We start from the raw sequence: 16,450 nt of genomic DNA, 5'->3' as shown, positions 1-16,450 counted from the left end.
CCCGGGTGGCCTACCGAGCCGCCCCCTCCGCCAGGTCGCGCAGGGTGTGCAGCTGCTTGCGCATCATCACCAGGTCGCCCCAGGCCAGCGCGTCGGACGCGCCCCGCGGCCAGCTGGTCACGAGCCGGCAGACCAGCCGCGACCGGTGGTGCTCGTCGGCGACCGGCTCCGCGGCGTACGTCACCGACGTCGTGCCGAGCAGCCTGCGCCCCCGCGCGCCGGTCACCGCGGTCCAGTGGTGGCCGTCCTCGACGCCGGTGAGCCGGAAGACCACCGCCATCACCTGGCCGACCTCGAGCCGCTCGGCGCCCGGCGTGAGCTCGCGCGGGCTCCGGCGGCCGCGGTTGTCGATCCAGTCGTAGGAGTACGGCGCGACCGCGACCTGGCACAGCCAGCGCCACAGCACCGGCGCCGGCGCGGCCACCGACACCGCGCGGGTCATCGGCCGACCGTCGACGACGTCGTCGGCCGGGTAGCGGCGGGCCGCCTCGGCCGGGGTCGCGCCCCAGACCCAGGGCAGGCCCGTCGGTGACGGGGCCGCCGGGGGCGGGCTCACTGCCCCTCGGCCAGCTCCCGCGACCGGTTGCGGGCCGCCTCCATCGCGGCCAGGAACGCCGCGCGCACCCGGTGGATCTCGAGCTCGCGCAGGGCCGAGGCGGTCGTGCCGCCCGGCGAGGTCACCTGCTCGCGCAGGACGGCGGGGTGGGTGCCGGTCTCGCGGAGCATCTTGGCCGACCCGACGAGGGTCTGGATGACGAGCTCGGAGGAGGTCGACCGCGGCAGCCCGAGGTGGACGCCGGCCTCGATCATCGACTCGACGACGAAGAAGATGTAGGCCGGTCCCGACCCGGAGATCGCGGTGACGGCGTCCTGCTGACGCTCGGGGATCCGGATGACGCGACCGACCGAGGCCAGCAGCGCCTCGGCCTCGGCGAGGTGCTCGTCGGAGCAGTGGGACCCGGGCGAGATCGCCGCCATCCCCTCGTCGACGAGCGCCGGGGTGTTGGGCATGACCCGCACGACCGCGACCCCCGCGGGCACCCGGGACTCGATGAAGGCGGTCGTGATGCCGGCGGCGAGCGAGACGACGAGCTGGCCGGGGCGCAGCACCCCGGCGATCTCGCCGAGGACGTCGCCCATGTCCTGCGGCTTGACGACCAGCGCCAGGGTGTCGGCCCGGGCTGCTGCGTCGACGTTGGAGACGACGGCGACGCCGTAGCGCTCCTCGAGCTCGCGCGCCCGCTCGGCGCGCTTCTCGCCCACGAGGAGCTGGTCGACGCGACGACCGGCGCGGACCAGACCCGACAGGAGGGTCTCCCCCATGACGCCGGCGCCGATCACGGCGGTGCGGTGCTCGGTGCTCATGTCCGGCAACCTATCGGCCCGCACCGACCCGGCGGGACCTACTTCTTCGACACCAGCGAGCGGAGGAAGAAGGTGAGGTTCTGCGGGCGCTCGGCGAGGCGACGCATGAGGTAGCCGTACCACTCCTGGCCGTAGGGCACGTAGACGCGCACGGTCTCGCCGGCCGAGGCCAGCCGGCGCTGCTCGTCGGGCCGGATGCCGTAGAGCATCTGGTACTCGTAGGTGCCCGGCGAGCGGCCGTAGCGGCTGGCCAGGGACGCCGCGATCGCGATCATCCGCGGGTCGTGGGTGGCGATCATGGGATAGCCGGACCCGCTCAGCAGCGCCTTGAGGCAGCGCACGTAGGACTTGTCGACGTCGATCTTGTCCTGGAACGCGACCTCGTCGGGCTCGTTGTAGGCGCCCTTGCACAGCCGCACCCGTGACCCCTCGTGGGCCAGCGCCCGACAGTCGGCCTCGGTGCGGTGCAGGTAGGCCTGGAGGACGGCTCCGGTCTCGGGGAAGTCCTTGCGCAGGTCGCGCAGCACCGCGAGGGTCCGGTCGGTCGTGGTGTGGTCCTCCATGTCGAGGGTGACCGTGGTGCCGGCGTTGCGCGCCGCCCGGCAGATGGTGCGGGCGTTCTCGAGGGCGACCTTGTCGCCCACGTCGGGCAGCGCCTGACCGATCGCCGACAGCTTGACCGACACCTCGGCGTGCCGCGCCAGCCCCCGGTCGGCGAGGTCCTTGAGGAGCTCGACGTAGGCCGTCACGGTGGCCTCGGCCTGCTCCACGTCGAGGGTGTCCTCGCCCAGGAAGTCGAGGGTGACGGCGAGGCCGTCCTCGACCAGGCCCGCGGTCGCGTCGACCGCGTCGGTCGTGGTCTCCCCCGGGACGTAGCCGGTCACGATGCCCGAGGTGACGGGGAGCGTGCTGACGAGCTTCTTGACGCCGCCGCTGCGGCTGAGCAGCAGGATCGGCTGGCGGAGCAGGGACATGGGGTCCAGGTTACGACCGGACCGCTTCGCCGCGACCACCCCGGCGAACGACGACCCCGGGAGTACGCCGTGGGGAGTACGCCGCCCGCTGCGGTCCGGCGCATCCACTCCCCCGGCAGGACGCGGCCCACCCGTCTCGACGGCGAAGGTCGAGCCATGACCACCACGGCCCCTCCCACCTCCCGCTCCCGGCGACTGCTCCTCGCCCTCCACGACCACCCACGGCGTGCCCTCGTGGCCGTCTTCCTCTTCGTCGTCGTCGCCGGTGCCCTCGGCGGCCCGGTGGCCGGGGCGCTCGACAGCGACGGTGGCTTCGCCCCGGCCGACTCCGACTCGGCCCGCGCGGCCGAGCGGATCGAGGCCGCCACCGGCCTCGAGAGCTCCCCCGGCCTCGTCGTCCTGGTCGACGGCACCGACCGGGCCCGGGGCGACGCGGTGGCCGACCGACTGGCCGGCGTACCCGGGGTGGCCGGGGCCGTCGCCGCCGGCCGGGCCCGCGACGCCAGCTCCTCGCTCGTCCTGGGGACGATCGAGGCGAGCGCCGCCAGCGAGGACGTCGCCGCCGACGCGATCGACGCCTTCGATGGTGAGGACGACGTCTCCGTCGGGGGCGGCGCCGTGGCCGGGATGCAGATCGGGGACCAGGTCGGTGAGGACCTGAGCCGCGCCGAGCTGCTCGCCTTCCCCGTCCTGCTGCTGCTCTCGCTGCTGATCTTCGGCGGCCGCGCCGCCCTGCTGCCGCTGGTCGTCGGGATCACCACCGTCCTCGGCACGTTCCTCGCCCTGTCCGGCATCAACCAGGTCTACGGTCTCAGCGTCTTCGCGCTCAACCTCGTGATCGGGCTCGGTCTCGGCCTGGCCATCGACTACACGCTGTTCCTGCTCACCCGCTACCGCGAGGAGCTCGCCGAGCAGGGCCCGACCCGGGAGGCCGTGCTGACCACGATGGCCACCGCCGGACGCACCGTGGCCTTCTCGGCCGCCACCGTCGCCGTCGCGCTGGTCACCCTCACCGTGTTCCCGCTCGGCTTCCTGAAGTCGATGGGCATCGCCGGCGCGGTCGTCGCGGTCGTCGCCGCCGTCGCCTCGTTGGTCATCACCCCGGCGATCCTCGGGCTCTGGGGCGCCAAGCTGGCCCGTCGTCGTACGGCGTCGGGGTCCGAGGGCCGCTGGTACCGCCTGTCGCACGCCGTGATGCGCCGCCCCGGCGCGGTCGCCGCGGTCACCGCCGTCGTGATGCTCGCCCTCGCCGCTCCCGCACTGCGCGCCGAGTGGTCCCCCATCGACGCGACCGCCGTCCCCGAGGACCTCAGCGCCCGGGTCGTGTCCGACGCCCTCGCCGCGCAGTACGACGGCACCGGCAGCACCCCGGTGACCGTGGCGGTCACCGGCGACGAGGCCGGGGCGAGCACCCTCGCCGACGGTGCGGCGACCCTGCCCGGGGTCGTCGAGGCGACCCCGGCGCAACGGCTCGACGCGACCACGTGGCAGGTCGACCTCACCGTCTCCGGCGACGCCGCCGGCGACGACGCCCGGCGGGTCGTGGGCGAGGTGCGCGACCTGGCCGACGCGACCGGGACCGACGCCCTGGTCGCCGGACCCGCGGCCGAGTTCGTCGACCAGCAGGACGCCATCGGCTCGAGCCTGCCGCTCGCGGTCGCGCTGCTGGTGCTGCTGACCCTGCTGGTGCTGTGGCTGATGACCGGCTCGGTCGTGCTGCCGGTCAAGGCCGTCGTGATGAACGCGCTCACCGTCGGGGTGTCCCTCGGCGCCCTGACCTGGGTCTACCAGGACGGCCGGTTCACCGGTCTGCTGGGCTACACACCCAACGGCGGCGTCGAGCCGACCGACTTCCTGGTCGCCGCCGCCCTCGTCTTCGCCCTGTCCACCGACTACGGCGTCTTCCTGCTCGGCCGGATCAAGGAGGCCCGCGACGCGGGGCTCGGCGAGCGCGAGTCGGTGGCCACGGGCCTGGGTCGCACCGGAAGCGTGGTCACGGCCGCCGCGATCCTGCTGGCCGTCGCGATCGGGGCGTTCAGCACCAGCGAGATCTCCTTCATCCAGCAGATCGGGATCGCCACCGCCGTCGGCGTGCTGGTCGACGCGTTCGTCGTCCGCTCGCTCCTGGTGCCCGCCCTGATGGGCCTGCTGGGCAAGTGGAACTGGTGGTCCCCGATGTGGCTGCGCCGCCTCCACGACCGGATCGGCTTCAGCGAGGGCGGCGCCCACCCGGCGGCGTACGGCGAGACCGAGCCGGCACGTACTCCCTGAGGACGACGCGCCCCGGCCGCGACCGCCACTACGGTCGGGAGCATGAGCAGGACGAGCACGACGAGCACCACGCAGGGCCGCGTCGACCACCTGGTCGACGCGGCCCTGTTCGTCTTCTGCGCGAGCGCCATGGCCGTCGAGACCACGGTCTCCGAGAAGGCTGTGACCACGCCCGCGGCCTACGTCGCCGTGGTCCTCGCCTCCGCGCCGGTCCTGCTGTGGCGGCGGTGGCCGCTCCTGGCCGGCGTCCTGACGATGACCCTGATGTTCGGGGTGCTCGAGACCACCCACCTCTACCAGACCATCGCCTTCCCGGCGGTGGTGTGCGGCTACGGCCTCGCGCTGCGCCTGGGCCGCAGGGTGGCGCTGCCGGCCGGCGTGGTGACCATGGCGCTGGTCCTGGTCATCCTGGCGATCTACAGCCCGCACTCGCTGTGGGGGTGGGACACCGTGCGCAACCTCGGGTTCGTGGCCGTGCCGCTCGCGCTCGGCGTCGCCGGGCACGAGCGCCGGCTCGCCTCCGCGGCGCTGCTCGAGCGGGCCGAGAGCGCCGAGCGCACCCGCGAGGAGGAGACCCTGCGGCGCGTCGGCGAGGAGCGGCTACGGATCGCGCGCGACGTCCACGACGTCGTCGCCCACGCCATGGTCGCCATCAACGTGCAAGCCGGCGTCGGCGCCCACCTGCTCGACCGCGACCCCGAGCAGGCCCGTGCCACGCTGCGCGACATCAAGAAGGTCAGCGGCGACGCGCTCGGCGACCTGCGCTCGATGCTGGGTCTGCTGCGACAGCAGGACGACGAGCCCGGGGCCCCCGTCGTACCCACGCAGGGGCTGCGCGAGATCGACGACCTGCGCGAGGGCCTGGCCTCGGCCGGGGTCGACCTCGACCTGAGCATCGACGCCTCCGCCGACCTGCTGCCGGCGGCCGTCGGGTCCACCGGCTACCGGATCGTGCAGGAGGCACTGACCAACGTGATGCGGCACGTCGGCCCCACGTCGGCCCGGGTGCGCGTCACGCGCGACGACGACGGGATCGCCCAGGTGGTCCGGATCGAGGTCGAGGACGACGGCGTGACGGAGCCCCGGACCGGCACCCTGGCCGGCACCCTCGTCGGCGCCGGGTCGGGCAACGGTCTGCGGGGCATGCGTGAGCGCGCAGCCGCGGTGGGCGGCTCGCTCGAGGCCGGGCCGCGGGCTGGCGGTGGCTGGCGGGTCTCGGCCACCCTCCCGATCGGGGCGCCATGACCCCGATCCGCGTGCTCCTGGTCGACGACCAGAACCTCGTGCGCGCCGGGTTCCGCGCGCTGCTCGACTCCGAGCCCGACCTCGAGGTCGTCGGCGAGGCGGTCGACGGCGCCGAGGCCGTCTCGCTGGCGGTCGCGCTGGCGCCCGACGTCGTCCTCATGGACGTCCGGATGCCGCGGGTGGACGGGCTCGAGGCCACCGCCCGGATCACCGCCGACCCGGGGCTCGCGGGCACCAAGGTGGTGGTGCTGACGACCTTCGAGCTCGACGAGTACGTCTTCGGGGCGCTGCGGGCCGGCGCGGCCGGCTTCCTGCTCAAGGACGTCGAGCCGGAGGCCCTCATCGAGGCCGTCCGCCTGGTCCACGACGGGCAGGCCCTGCTCGCGCCCCAGGTCACCAAGCGGCTGATCGAGGCGTACGTCGCGGCCACCCCCACCGGGGCGCCGCCCGCCCCCGAGGCGGCCCCGCCCGACGACCGCCGGCTCGCCGAGCTGACTCCCCGCGAGCGCGAGATCCTGGGGCTGGTCGGCCGGGGCCTGTCCAACCACGAGATCGCCGCCGAGCTCGTGCTCTCGCCGCTGACCGCCAAGACCCACGTGTCACGGCTGTTCCTCAAGCTCGGCGCCCGCGACCGCGCGCAGCTCGTGGTGACGGCCTACGAGACCGGTCTGGTCGAGGCCGGCGACGTACGCCGCCGAGGGTCGTGAGGGCCGGCGCTCAGGGCGTGCCGACGGCGAAGTGCTCGCGGGCGAACCGCAGCGACTCGCGCAGGTCGGCCTCGCGCTCCTCGCGGCCGGCACAGCGCCGGGTGTTGATCTCCAGGACGATCTCGCCGGTGTACCCGGTGGCGGCGAGGTGCTCCAGGAAGGCCTGCGCGCCCATGATGCCGCGGCCGGGCACGAGGTGCTCGTCCTTGGCCGAGCCGCTGCCGTCGGTGAGGTGGACGTGACGCAGGCGCTCGCCGAGCCGGTCGGCCATCTCGATCACGTCGGCCCCGGCGATCGCGGCGTGGCTGAGGTCGATCGTCGTGTTGGCGTAGGGCTCGGACGACGGGTCCCACCCGGGCAGGTACATCTCGGCGCCGCGCTTCTTGGTGGCCCGCCAGGGATACATGTTCTCGACGGCGAAGCGGATGCCGGTGGAGTTCTCGAGCGCGGCGATGCCGTTGACGAAGTCGCGGGCGTAGTCCTTCTGCCAGCGGAACGGCGGGTGCACCACGACCACCTCGGCGCCCACCTCGTGGGCCATCTCGGCCGAGCGCTCGAGCTTGCCCCAGGGCTCGGTGCCCCAGACGCGCTGGGTGAACAGCAAGCACGGCGCGTGGATCGCGCTGATCGGCACGCCGTGGTGCTCGGAGAGCTGCTGGACCGCGGAGGTCTGCTGGCTGAGGGCGTCGATGCCGACCATGACCTCGACGGCGTCGTACCCGATGGCCGCGGCGTAGCCGAACGCGTGCGCGGTCGACTCGGGGTAGACCGAGGAGGTGGACAGCCCGATCCGCGTCATCAGGACGGGCCGGGGTGACCGGTCTGGCGGCCCGGCACGTTGGCGATGCCGAACCGGTCGATGCGCTCGAGGATCACGCCCTCACGCAACGCCCAGGGGCAGATCTCGAGCTCGGCGAGGTCGAAGATGTCCATGCAGGCCTCGGCGACCAGCGCACCCGGGACGATCTGGTGGGTGCGGCTCGGCGACACGCCGGGCAGGCCGGCCAGGGCGCCGGCGTCCATCGCGACCAGCTTGGGGATCCAGCTGCGCAGGGTCTCGAGCGGCAGGCTGCGCGGCACCAGCGAGCCCTCGGTCGACGAGGCGGCGCCGCAGATGCGGGCCAGCGAGCGGAACGTCTTCGACGTCGCCGCGGCGCGGTGGGGCGTGCCGGCGCGCAGGAGGTTGCCGGCGTCGCGGGCGATCTCGGCGCGGATGCGCTTGCGGATGGCCTTGAGGCCGGCCTCGTCGGGCGCCTGCGCGAACGACGACCGGGCGAGGCGGGCGGCGCCGAGCGGCAGGGACCAGGCGACGTCGGGTCGCTCGTCGCCGCCGCCGGCGATCTCGAGCGAGCCGCCGCCGATGTCGAAGACGGCGAGGCGACCGGCGGACCAGCCGAACCACCGCCGTACGGCGAGGAAGGTCAGCCGCGCCTCGTCCTCACCCGACAGCACGCCGATCTCGACGCCCGTGCGCTCGCGCACGTGGGCGAGCACCTCGTGGCTGTTGCCGGCGTCGCGGACCGCCGACGTCGCGAAGGACAGCATGTCCTCGCAGCCCTTGTCCTCGGCGACGACCAGCGCCTCGGCGGTGAAGTGCGTGAGCGCGTCGATGCCGGTCTGCGAGACCGCGCCGTCGGCGTCGAGGTGCTCGGCGAGCCGCAGCGGCTGCTTGTAGGAGAACGCCGGGAGCGGGGCCGCGCCGTCGTGGGCGTCGACCACCAGGAGATGGCCCGTGTTGGACCCGATGTCGAGGACGCCGAGGCGCATGCCGCCACGCTACCCCGCGCGTGGGGACGTCGTGCGGCCGCCCGGCCGGGTCCCCCCGTAGGCTCCGAGCGTGCCTGAGGTCGAGCCGGTGTTCCCCCGCGCGTTCGTGGAGTTCGTCAACCCCGCCGACGCGACCGAGGTGATGCGCTGCGACCTCACCTGGCTGACCAGCAGCTTCATGTGCATCTTCGGCCAGGGCTGCCAGGGGATCTACGCCGACTCCCCCGACACCGGCTGCTGCACCCTGGGCGCCCACTTCGCCGACGGCGAGGACGAGAAGCGCGTCGCCGAGTACGTCGGGATGCTCGACGAGACCCTGTGGCAGTTCCACCCCGGCCGCAAGGTCAAGAAGAAGGACTGGGTCGAGACCGACGACGAGGGCGACCGCAAGACGCGCGTCCACGAGGTCGCCGGACAGTCGGCCTGCGTCTTCCACAACCGCACCGACTTCCACCTCGGGGCGGGCTGCGCCCTGCACGCCCTGGCGTTCGTGCTCGAGAAGAACCCCCTCGAGACCAAGCCCGACGTCTGCTGGCAGCTGCCGCTGCGGCGTACGTTCCGCGAGGTCACGCGCACCGACGGCAGCACCTACACCGAGGTCTCGATCGGCGAGTACGAGCGCGCCGGCTGGGGTCCGGGTGGTCACGACCTCGACTGGTACTGCTCGGGCAACACCGAGGCGCACGTGGCTCCCGAGCGGGTCTACGTCACCCACGAGGCCGAGCTGGTCGCCATGATGGGCCGCGCGGCGTACGACGAGCTGGTGCGGCACTGCGACGCCCACGTGCGGTCCCGCTCGGCGCTCGCGCTCCACCCGGCAAGCCCGCAGTGAGCCCGCGAGGAACGAGCGGGGCCACGTCGCGGGCGCAGATCGAGCAAGCGCAGCGACCGAGGCACGAGGTCGCGAAGCGCGTCGAGATCACCGCAGCCGACCTCGAGACGCCGCCACGCCCCACACCTCTCGACATCAAGACATCGCCCCCCCGGCGTCGGAGTCACCACCCGCCCTGCTCACAATGATCCACATGCGCCTCGACCACCTCTCGTACGCAGCCGGACCTGACGGGCTGGACGCCACGGCCCAGCGCATCGGTCACCTCCTCGGTCGTCACTTCGTCGACGGCGGCATCCACCCGCGGTTCGGCACGCGCAACCGCATCCTGCCGCTGGCCGACAACACCTACCCGGGGTGGTCGAGGCCCTCGACCACCCCGCCTCCGACAAGGCGCCGTTCGGACAGGCCGTCAAGGCCCGCTCGGCCGCCGGCGGCGGCTGGCTCGGCTGGGTCGTGGCGGTCGACGACATCAGCGTCATCGAGAAGCGGCTCGGGCGCGCGGCCGTCAAGGGCAACCGGCACCGCCCCGACGGCACCGAGCTGATCTGGAAGCAGATCGGCGTGCACGGCCTGCTCTCCGACCCCCAGCTGCCGTTCTTCGTCGAGTGGGACAGCCCGGCCGAGCTGCACCCCTCGGCCGGCTCCGACTCGACGTTCTCCCTGGCCTGCCTGGAGATCGCCGGCGACCCGCAGCGCGTGAGCGAGTGGCTCGGCGAGACCGTCGAGGCCCCGCTCGAGGACGTCAAGGTCGAGTGGGTCGCCCCCCACGGCACCCCCGGCATCCTCGCCGCCCAGGTGATGACCCCCGGCGGACTCGTCCGCATCTGACGTCACGTCCGGCCTGATGGTCAAGGCACTCCCCGGGGCGGTCCCGAGCCCCAACATCTGGGAGCACACCGCCACCTACGAGGTCGAGAACCGTGCCGTCGACCCCGACGGGCGACTCTGGTCGACCCTGGAGTCCCTCGCCGGTCCCGACGGCTGGGCCGGGCGCACCGTGCTCGACCTCGGCTGCGGCACCGGCTTCCACCTGCCGCTGTTCGCCGAGCGGGCCGCCTCGGTCGTCGGGGTCGAGCCGCACCCGGCCCTGTTGGGGCTCGCGCGGCGTCGTACGGCGGCGCTGGGCAACGTGACGCTGCGGCCGGGCACCGCGCAGGCCGTCCCGCTGCCCGACCGCTCGGTCGACGTCGTCCACGTGCGCTGGGCCTACTTCTTCGGACCCGGGTGCGAGCCCGGCCTGGCCGAGCTCGACCGCGTCGTACGCCCCGGCGGCACCGCACTGGTCATCGACAACGACGGCTCACGCTCGACGTTCGGCGCGTGGTTCCGGCGCGGCTACCCGCACCTGCCGCCCCCGGCCGACATCGAGCGCTTCTGGGCCTCCCGCGGCTGGACCCGCACGCCGGTCGACATGGGCTGGCGCTTCACCTCGCGCGCCGACCTCGAGGCCGTGGTCCGCATCGAGTTCAAGCCGTCCGTGGCCGAGGAGATCCTGCGCCACCACGACGGTCTCGAGGTCGACTACGCCGTCAACGTGTGGTCGAAGGTCTTCTGAGCGGGGCCTCCCCCGCGTGGCCCCTGAGCGCTACTACGACGACCCGCGCACGGTGAGCGTCGGCGTCAGCAGCAGGCCCTCACCCACCTGGGAGGGCGTGGCCAGGAGGTCCTCGAGCGAGCGGACGACGGCGATCGCGACCTCCTCGAGCGGCTGGCGCACCGAGGTCAGGCCGGGGTGGACGACCTGGGCGACCTGGGAGTCGTCGAAGCCGACGACCGCGATGTCGTGCCCGGGGTGGAGGCCACGCTCGGCGAGGGTGTGCAGGACGCCCATGGCGAGGGTGTCGGAGGCACAGACGAAGGCGGACGGGCGCGCCTCGTCGAGGAGCACGGCGCTGGCCTCGCGGCCGCTCCACACGGTGTCCTCGACGCGCGAGGCCAGGCCGGTGGTCGCGTGGCCGCGCTCACGCAGGGCGCGGCTCCAGCCGGCGCGTCGGTCCTCGCCGATGAAGGAGTCCTTGCGCCAGCCGATCCAGGCGATCCGGGTGTGACCCTTGTCCAGCAGGTGCGTCGTGGCGAGCTCGGTGCCCGCGGCACCGTCGACGTCGACCCAGGGGTGCTTGGCGCCGTCGTCGTCCCACGGGCGACCGAAGGCCACGAACGGCGCCCGACGCTCGCGCAGCCAGGCGGCCTGGGGGTTGCCGAGGTAGGTGTCGGTGACCACGAAGGCGTCGACCGCGGTGGAGCGCATCAGGTCGTCGTAGCCCTCGAGAGGGTCAGGACCCTCGCCCGAGAACAGCAGCACGTGGTAGCCCGCCTCGCGCGAGGTCCACACGAGCGAGTGCACGAAACGGTCCATCGCGGCGTTGGCCGTGCCCTCCTGGACCGGGCTCATCCGCAGGCCGATGAGGTGGGACGCCCGGGTGCGCAGGTTGCGGGCCGCGCGGTTGGGCACGTAGCCCAGCTCGAGGATGGCCTCCTGCACGCGCGCGAGCGTGTCGCCGCGCAGCAGGTCGGGGTTGTTGACCGCGTTGGAGACGGTCTGGCGCGAGACCCCGGCCCGCTCGGCCACGTCGGCGAGCGTCGGCGCCACGGCGGGCGCGCGGGAGGAGACGCGGGTGATGCGTTCCACGTGGCGGCTCCCGGTTGGCTCTGGATCGATCCAAACCGGATCCTAACGGTACGGCGCGCCGCCGACCCTCACTCGATCGGGTGTTCGAGGGCGCGTCGCCCGCGGGCTGTCGGTGGTCGCGTCTAGCGTTCGGGTCATGAGCAAAGCCGCCGTACGCGCACCCCGCCCGAGCTACCGGTGCGCCGAGTGCGGCTGGGAGACCGGCAAGTGGGTCGGCCGCTGCGGTGAGTGCCAGGCGTGGGGCTCGGTGGCCGAGGCCAGCGCGCCGACGATGCGCACCAGCGCAGGCCCCGTGACGTCGGCGGCGGTGCCCATCGGACAGGTCAAGGTCACCGAGATCGCCTCCCAGGGCACCGGGGTGCCCGAGCTCGACCGGGTGCTCGGCGGTGGCCTGGTGCCCGGCGCGGCGATCCTGCTCGCCGGCGAGCCCGGCGTCGGCAAGAGCACCCTGCTGCTCGAGGTCGCGGCCCAGACCGCCCGCTCAGGTCGCCGGGTGCTCTACGTGACCGGCGAGGAGTCCGCGAGCCAGGTCCGGCTGCGGGCCGATCGCACCGGCGGGGTCCACGACGAGCTCTACCTCGCCGCCGAGACCGACCTCGGCGCCGTCCTGACCCACATCGAGCAGGTCAGGCCCGACCTGCTCGTCGTCGACTCGGTGCAGACGATCGGCGCCGCCGGCGTCGAGGGCGTGCCCGGCGGGGTCACCCAGGTCAAGGAGGTCTCGGCCGCGTTGATCCGGGTCGCCAAGACCCGCGAGATCGCCACGGTGCTGGTCGGCCACGTCACCAAGGACGGCGGCATCGCCGGCCCCCGCGTGCTGGAGCACCTGGTCGACGTGGTGCTCCACTTCGAGGGCGACCGCAACAGCCGGTTCCGCATGGTCCGGGCGGTCAAGAACCGCTTCGGCCCCGTCGACGAGGTCGGCTGCTTCGACCTGGGCGCCGACGGCATCACGGCGGTCGCCGACCCCACCGGCCTGTTCGTCGAGCACCTCCACGGCCGCGTCGCCGGCACCTGCGTCGCGGTCACCATGGAGGGGCGGCGCCCCCTCCTGGCCGAGGTCCAGGCCCTGGTGACGCCGTCGCCCCTCGAACGGCCGCGGCGCACCGTCTCGGGGCTCGACGGCTCCCGCATCGCGATGGTGCTGGCGGTCCTCCAACAACACGTCGGCGTCCGGCTGCACTCCCACGACGTGTTCGCCTCGACCGTCGGCGGGGCGCGGCTGACCGACCCCGCGAGCGACCTGGCCGTCGCGGTGGCCCTCGCCTCGGCCACGTTCGTCACCCCGCCGCCGGTGGGGGTGGTCGCGATGGGCGAGATCGGGCTGGCCGGCGAGCTGCGGCGCGTCCGCGACCTGCCGCAGCGCCTGGCCGAGGCCGCGCGGTTGGGCTTCAAGATGGCCGTCGTCCCCGCCGCCGCAGCCGGCCGGGAGGCTCCCACGGGGCCGCGTTCGGTGCGCGACGACCGCGTCGTCGACGGGCTGCGGGTGGTCGAGGTGCGCGACGTGAGGTCCGCGCTACACCTGCTCCATCTCGACTCTCGCACCAAGCATGCGCTCGAGGTGGTCGAGGACAAGTAATCTTCGACCATGAGCGTCGCGCGCACCGAGGAGCAGGAGCGCCTGCGGGCGACCCTCGCCCTGACCGCCCCGGGCACGGCCCTGCGTGACGGGCTCGAACGGATCCTGCGCGGTCGCACCGGCGCCCTCATCGTGATCGGGCACGACCGCACGGTGGAGTCGATCTCGACGGGCGGGTTCGCGCTCGACGTCCCGTTCACCGCGACCGGGCTGCGCGAGCTGGCCAAGATGGACGGCGGCATCATCGTCGACAAGGACCTCACCCGGATCACCCGGGCCGCGGTCCACCTGATGCCCGACCACACGATCCACTCGGTCGAGACCGGCACCCGCCACCGCACCGCCGACCGGGTGGCCAAGCAGACCGGGTTCCCGGTGATCTCGGTGTCGCAGTCGATGCAGATCATCGCCGCCTACGTCGGCGAGACCCGTTACGTGCTCGAGGACTCCGGCAAGATCCTCTCGCGCGCCAACCAGGCCCTGGCCACGCTCGAGCGCTACAAGCTGCGCCTCGACGAGGTGTCCAGCACCCTCTCGGCGCTGGAGATCGAGGACCTGGTGACCGTCCGCGACGTCGCGGTCGTCGCCCAGCGCCTCGAGATGGTCACCCGCATCGCGCGCGAGATCGAGGACCACGTGCTCGAGCTCGGCAGCGACGGCCGGCTGCTCTCGCTCCAGCTCGAGGAGCTGGTCACCGGCGTCGACGCCGAGCGCGAGCTCGTCATCCGCGACTACGTGCCCGGCGGCCGGCGTACCAAGAGCCCCGAGGTGCTGCTGGGGCGGCTCGAGGCGCTCTCGCCGACCGACCTGGTCGACCCGGCCTCGGCCGCCCGGGTGCTGGGTCTCGGCACCGCCGAGCACCTCGACGGCGCCGTCGCGCCCCGCGGCTACCGGCTGCTGGCCAAGGTGCCGCGGCTGCCGTCCACGGTGGTCGACGGGCTCGTCGAGCACTTCGGCACCCTCCAGAAGCTCCTGTCCGCCGGCATCGACGACCTGCAGGTCGTCGACGGCGTCGGCGAGCTGCGCGCCCGCAGCGTGCGTGAGGGCCTCTCCCGACTGGCCGAGTCGACGATCCTCGAACGCTACGTCTGAGGACGGGCGCGCGACGCAGGAGCGCGTGCCGTCCTCGGGGGTGGTCGAGCGTCCGGGTCGCCGACGAGCTTGCTCGGCGCGAACCGGCGTCGAGACCTGGTGAGGTCCACGGCCGCCGGGCCACGGTCCTTAGCGCACCGGAGGCTTCGTCGACGTCTTCTTGACCTTCGATTTCGACGCCGACTTGGATTTAGACGCGGACTTCGACTTCGACTTGGACGTCGGCAGCGACGGCCCGGCAGGCTTCGCCGGCTGGGCCTTGGCCGGGTCGGTGAGCCTGAACGTCACGGCGTCCGACGGCTCCCCGCCGATCGCTGCGGCCTCCACCGCGTAGGACCCGGGGTCGACGGCGGGCATCGAGGCCGGGCAGTCGCGGCTCGACTCACGCCCGTTCCAGGTGAGCCGGAGGGTCGAGACGAGGTCGCGGCGTACGACGACCTCGGTGGAGGGCACCTGCTCCGGGCAGTCGCTGCTCGCCCAGACGTCGACGTCGCCGTCGGTGATCCGGTAGGCGAGGTGCTCGGCGCTCACGGTCCAGGTGCACGCCTCGGACCTGGTGGTGTTCAGCGCGAGGGTCACCACCACCCGGCTCCCGGCCACCGCCGACTCGATCTCGGGGCGCACGGTGACGTCGGAGTCGGCGCAGCGGCCCTCGGGCTCGGCCGGCGTCGGCGCGGGGGGTGTGGTGGCCGGTGCGGTGGGCTGGCGGCCCTTGCGGGTCTTGGTCGGCCCGACGGCGACCCCGGCCGGCGACGTGGCGGTGGGGCTCTCGGCGGGGGTGCCGCCGACCTGCTGGACGGTGTCGTCGGCCGGCGCCCCGTCGTCGCCGTTGACGAGGTCGACGGTCGCGACGACGAGCAGCACGGCGGTGACCGCGACACCGAGCCGGCGGCGCCGATAGACGCCCGGAGACAGGGGCCGGCGCACCGGTGGCCTCGTCGACGACATAGGACCTGACGTTAACGAGGGACCCGCCCGGTCCGGTGGTGCCACACCGCAGGGACAATCGTCAGGTGCCTGAGTCGCCGCTCCACGAGCCCGTCCTGGAGTGGTACGACGACCACCAGCGCGACCTTCCGTGGCGCCGGCCCGAGGCCTCGCCCTGGTCGGTGCTGGTCTCGGAGCTGATGCTGCAGCAGACACCGGTGGCGCGGGTGCTGCCCGTCCACGAGGCGTGGCTGACGCGGTGGCCCACCCCGGCCGCCCTGGCAGCCGAGCCCACCGGCGAGGCCGTACGGGCCTGGGGCCGGCTGGGCTACCCGCGCCGGGCGCTGCGCCTGCACGGTGCGGCCGTGGCCATCGTGGAGCGCCACGGTGGCGAGGTGCCGGACGCCTACACCGACCTGATCGCGCTGCCGGGCGTCGGCGACTACACCGCCGCGGCCGTGGCCAGCTTCGCCTTCGGCCATCGTCACGTCGTGCTCGACACCAACGTGCGGCGGGTCCTGGCTCGCGCGGTCTCCGGCCGTGAGCTGCCGGGTCCCTCGGTGACCCGCGCCGAGCGCGACGTCGCGACGGCGCTGCTCCCCGACGACCCCGCGACCGCCGCCACCTGGGCCGTGGCCGTCATGGAGCTCGGGGCACTGGTCTGCACCGCGGCGTCACCGCGGTGCGGGGACTGCCCGATCGCGGACCGGTGCGCCTGGCGGGCGGCCGGGCACCCGGCGTACGACGGCCCGGCGCGCCGGGCCCAGGCCTGGGCCGGGACCGACCGACAGTGCCGGGGGCGGCTGCTCGCGGTACTGCGCGACAGCGACCTCCCCGTGCACCGCTCGGCCCTCGAGGCGGTGTGGCCCGACGGTGCCCAACGCACCCGCTGCCTCGAGACGCTCCTGGCCGACGCCCTGGTCGCCCAGGTCGGGCCAGACACCTTCGCCCTCCCCTGACCCCCGCTGACCCCCGCTGACCCGTCGCCCATGGGCGACGGGTCAGCGTGAAAAACGGATCGACCCGTCGCCCATGGGCGACGGGTCGATCTGGTGGTGC

At 73.8% G+C, this 16,450-nt stretch carries 15 protein-coding genes and 1 pseudogene; 9 read left to right on the top strand and 7 right to left on the bottom strand.

What is annotated here, in order from left to right; genetic code table 11:
• Window positions 1-10 precede the first annotated feature (10 nt).
• From FJQ56_RS19615 to FJQ56_RS19605, 3 genes are read right to left on the bottom strand one after another with little or no spacing between them, the layout of a single operon-like run.
• A complete protein-coding gene (locus FJQ56_RS19615) occupies window positions 11-556 on the bottom strand; it encodes a hypothetical protein (protein ID WP_211351267.1) in 546 nt (181 codons plus the stop codon).
• Complete coding sequence (proC, locus tag FJQ56_RS19610) at window positions 553-1,365, bottom strand: pyrroline-5-carboxylate reductase (protein ID WP_140011302.1); 813 nt, start codon at window positions 1,363-1,365, stop codon at window positions 553-555. Before proC ends, FJQ56_RS19615 begins: the two co-directional genes overlap by 4 nt.
• A gap of 38 nt (window positions 1,366-1,403) precedes the next feature.
• The gene (locus FJQ56_RS19605; RefSeq protein WP_246084266.1) at window positions 1,404-2,339 is read right to left on the bottom strand and encodes a proline dehydrogenase family protein; all 936 of its coding nucleotides are present in this window, start codon (window positions 2,337-2,339) and stop codon (window positions 1,404-1,406) included.
• Between the two features lie 156 nt (window positions 2,340-2,495).
• On the opposite strand from FJQ56_RS19605, the gene FJQ56_RS19600 reads away from it, so the two are divergent.
• Genes FJQ56_RS19600 through FJQ56_RS19590 form a run of 3 tightly spaced genes read left to right on the top strand, consistent with a single transcriptional unit; the run spans window position 2,496 to window position 6,562 of the window.
• A complete protein-coding gene (locus tag FJQ56_RS19600; protein WP_140011301.1) occupies window positions 2,496-4,610 on the top strand; it encodes an MMPL family transporter in 2,115 nt (704 codons plus the stop codon).
• Between the two features lie 42 nt (window positions 4,611-4,652).
• Window positions 4,653-5,855, top strand: coding sequence for a sensor histidine kinase (locus FJQ56_RS19595; RefSeq protein WP_140011299.1), 1,203 nt, complete (start codon window positions 4,653-4,655; stop codon window positions 5,853-5,855).
• Window positions 5,852-6,562, top strand: coding sequence for a response regulator (locus FJQ56_RS19590; RefSeq protein ID WP_140011297.1), 711 nt, complete (start codon window positions 5,852-5,854; stop codon window positions 6,560-6,562). The genes FJQ56_RS19595 and FJQ56_RS19590 overlap by 4 nt, the downstream gene beginning before the upstream one ends.
• 10 nt (window positions 6,563-6,572) lie before the next feature.
• Here the strand turns inward: FJQ56_RS19590 and FJQ56_RS19585 are convergent, their stop codons facing one another.
• Entirely contained in the window at window positions 6,573-7,361 is a 789-nt protein-coding gene (locus FJQ56_RS19585) for a sugar phosphate isomerase/epimerase family protein (RefSeq protein WP_140011296.1), read from the bottom strand.
• The gene (locus FJQ56_RS19580; RefSeq protein ID WP_140011294.1) at window positions 7,361-8,329 is read right to left on the bottom strand and encodes a Ppx/GppA family phosphatase; all 969 of its coding nucleotides are present in this window, start codon (window positions 8,327-8,329) and stop codon (window positions 7,361-7,363) included. Before FJQ56_RS19580 ends, FJQ56_RS19585 begins: the two co-directional genes overlap by 1 nt.
• A gap of 70 nt (window positions 8,330-8,399) precedes the next feature.
• On the opposite strand from FJQ56_RS19580, the gene FJQ56_RS19575 reads away from it, so the two are divergent.
• The 3 genes and pseudogenes from FJQ56_RS19575 to FJQ56_RS19565 all read left to right on the top strand — a co-directional run bounded on the left by FJQ56_RS19575 (window position 8,400) and on the right by FJQ56_RS19565 (window position 10,719).
• Entirely contained in the window at window positions 8,400-9,161 is a 762-nt protein-coding gene (locus tag FJQ56_RS19575; protein WP_140011293.1) for a DUF3109 family protein, read from the top strand.
• Between the two features lie 193 nt (window positions 9,162-9,354).
• Window positions 9,355-9,992: pseudogene (locus FJQ56_RS19570) on the top strand (VOC family protein).
• Window positions 9,993-10,008: 16 nt separating this feature from the next.
• Window positions 10,009-10,719 carry a class I SAM-dependent methyltransferase gene (locus FJQ56_RS19565; RefSeq protein WP_140011292.1) on the top strand — a complete coding sequence of 237 codons (711 nt, stop codon included), beginning with the start codon at window positions 10,009-10,011 and terminating at the stop codon, window positions 10,717-10,719.
• A 33-nt stretch (window positions 10,720-10,752) separates the two neighbouring features.
• Here FJQ56_RS19565 and FJQ56_RS19560 read toward each other — a convergent pair whose 3' ends face one another.
• Window positions 10,753-11,793: a LacI family DNA-binding transcriptional regulator gene (locus FJQ56_RS19560; RefSeq protein ID WP_246084265.1), complete on the bottom strand. Its 1,041-nt coding sequence runs from the start codon at window positions 11,791-11,793 to the stop codon at window positions 10,753-10,755.
• Between the two features lie 136 nt (window positions 11,794-11,929).
• On the opposite strand from FJQ56_RS19560, the gene radA reads away from it, so the two are divergent.
• Both radA and disA read left to right on the top strand, forming a co-directional pair.
• Entirely contained in the window at window positions 11,930-13,372 is a 1,443-nt protein-coding gene (radA, locus tag FJQ56_RS19555) for a DNA repair protein RadA (protein ID WP_140011290.1), read from the top strand.
• Between the two features lie 9 nt (window positions 13,373-13,381).
• The gene (gene disA / locus FJQ56_RS19550; RefSeq protein ID WP_140011288.1) at window positions 13,382-14,464 is read left to right on the top strand and encodes a DNA integrity scanning diadenylate cyclase DisA; all 1,083 of its coding nucleotides are present in this window, start codon (window positions 13,382-13,384) and stop codon (window positions 14,462-14,464) included.
• Window positions 14,465-14,593: 129 nt separating this feature from the next.
• Here disA and FJQ56_RS19545 read toward each other — a convergent pair whose 3' ends face one another.
• Window positions 14,594-15,391 carry a hypothetical protein gene (locus FJQ56_RS19545; RefSeq protein WP_140011287.1) on the bottom strand — a complete coding sequence of 266 codons (798 nt, stop codon included), beginning with the start codon at window positions 15,389-15,391 and terminating at the stop codon, window positions 14,594-14,596.
• 86 nt (window positions 15,392-15,477) lie between these two features.
• On the opposite strand from FJQ56_RS19545, the gene FJQ56_RS19540 reads away from it, so the two are divergent.
• Window positions 15,478-16,350, top strand: a complete 873-nt coding sequence (locus FJQ56_RS19540) for an A/G-specific adenine glycosylase (protein ID WP_211351265.1) — start codon at window positions 15,478-15,480, stop codon at window positions 16,348-16,350.
• Window positions 16,351-16,450: the final 100 nt, after the last annotated feature.

The organism is Nocardioides plantarum (assembly GCF_006346395.1).
Taxonomy (GTDB): Bacteria; Actinomycetota; Actinomycetes; order Propionibacteriales; family Nocardioidaceae; genus Nocardioides; species Nocardioides plantarum.
The sequence above is the reverse complement of the archived record's forward strand: the minus strand, read 5'-3'. Positions and strand labels throughout refer to the sequence as shown.

Excerpts from the sequence above, each read along its gene's own strand:
- proC (WP_140011302.1), bottom strand. The coding sequence starts at position 1,365 with ATGAGCACCGAGCACCGCACCGCCGTGATCGGCGCCGGCGTCATGGGG.
- FJQ56_RS19605 (WP_246084266.1), bottom strand. The coding sequence starts at position 2,339 with ATGTCCCTGCTCCGCCAGCCGATCCTGCTGCTCAGCCGCAGCGGCGGC.
- FJQ56_RS19600 (WP_140011301.1), top strand. The coding sequence starts at position 2,496 with ATGACCACCACGGCCCCTCCCACCTCCCGCTCCCGGCGACTGCTCCTC.
- FJQ56_RS19595 (WP_140011299.1), top strand. The coding sequence starts at position 4,653 with ATGAGCAGGACGAGCACGACGAGCACCACGCAGGGCCGCGTCGACCAC.
- FJQ56_RS19590 (WP_140011297.1), top strand. The coding sequence starts at position 5,852 with ATGACCCCGATCCGCGTGCTCCTGGTCGACGACCAGAACCTCGTGCGC.
- FJQ56_RS19585 (WP_140011296.1), bottom strand. The coding sequence starts at position 7,361 with ATGACGCGGATCGGGCTGTCCACCTCCTCGGTCTACCCCGAGTCGACC.
- FJQ56_RS19580 (WP_140011294.1), bottom strand. The coding sequence starts at position 8,329 with ATGCGCCTCGGCGTCCTCGACATCGGGTCCAACACGGGCCATCTCCTG.
- FJQ56_RS19565 (WP_140011292.1), top strand. The coding sequence starts at position 10,009 with ATGGTCAAGGCACTCCCCGGGGCGGTCCCGAGCCCCAACATCTGGGAG.
- radA (WP_140011290.1), top strand. The coding sequence starts at position 11,930 with ATGAGCAAAGCCGCCGTACGCGCACCCCGCCCGAGCTACCGGTGCGCC.
- disA (WP_140011288.1), top strand. The coding sequence starts at position 13,382 with ATGAGCGTCGCGCGCACCGAGGAGCAGGAGCGCCTGCGGGCGACCCTC.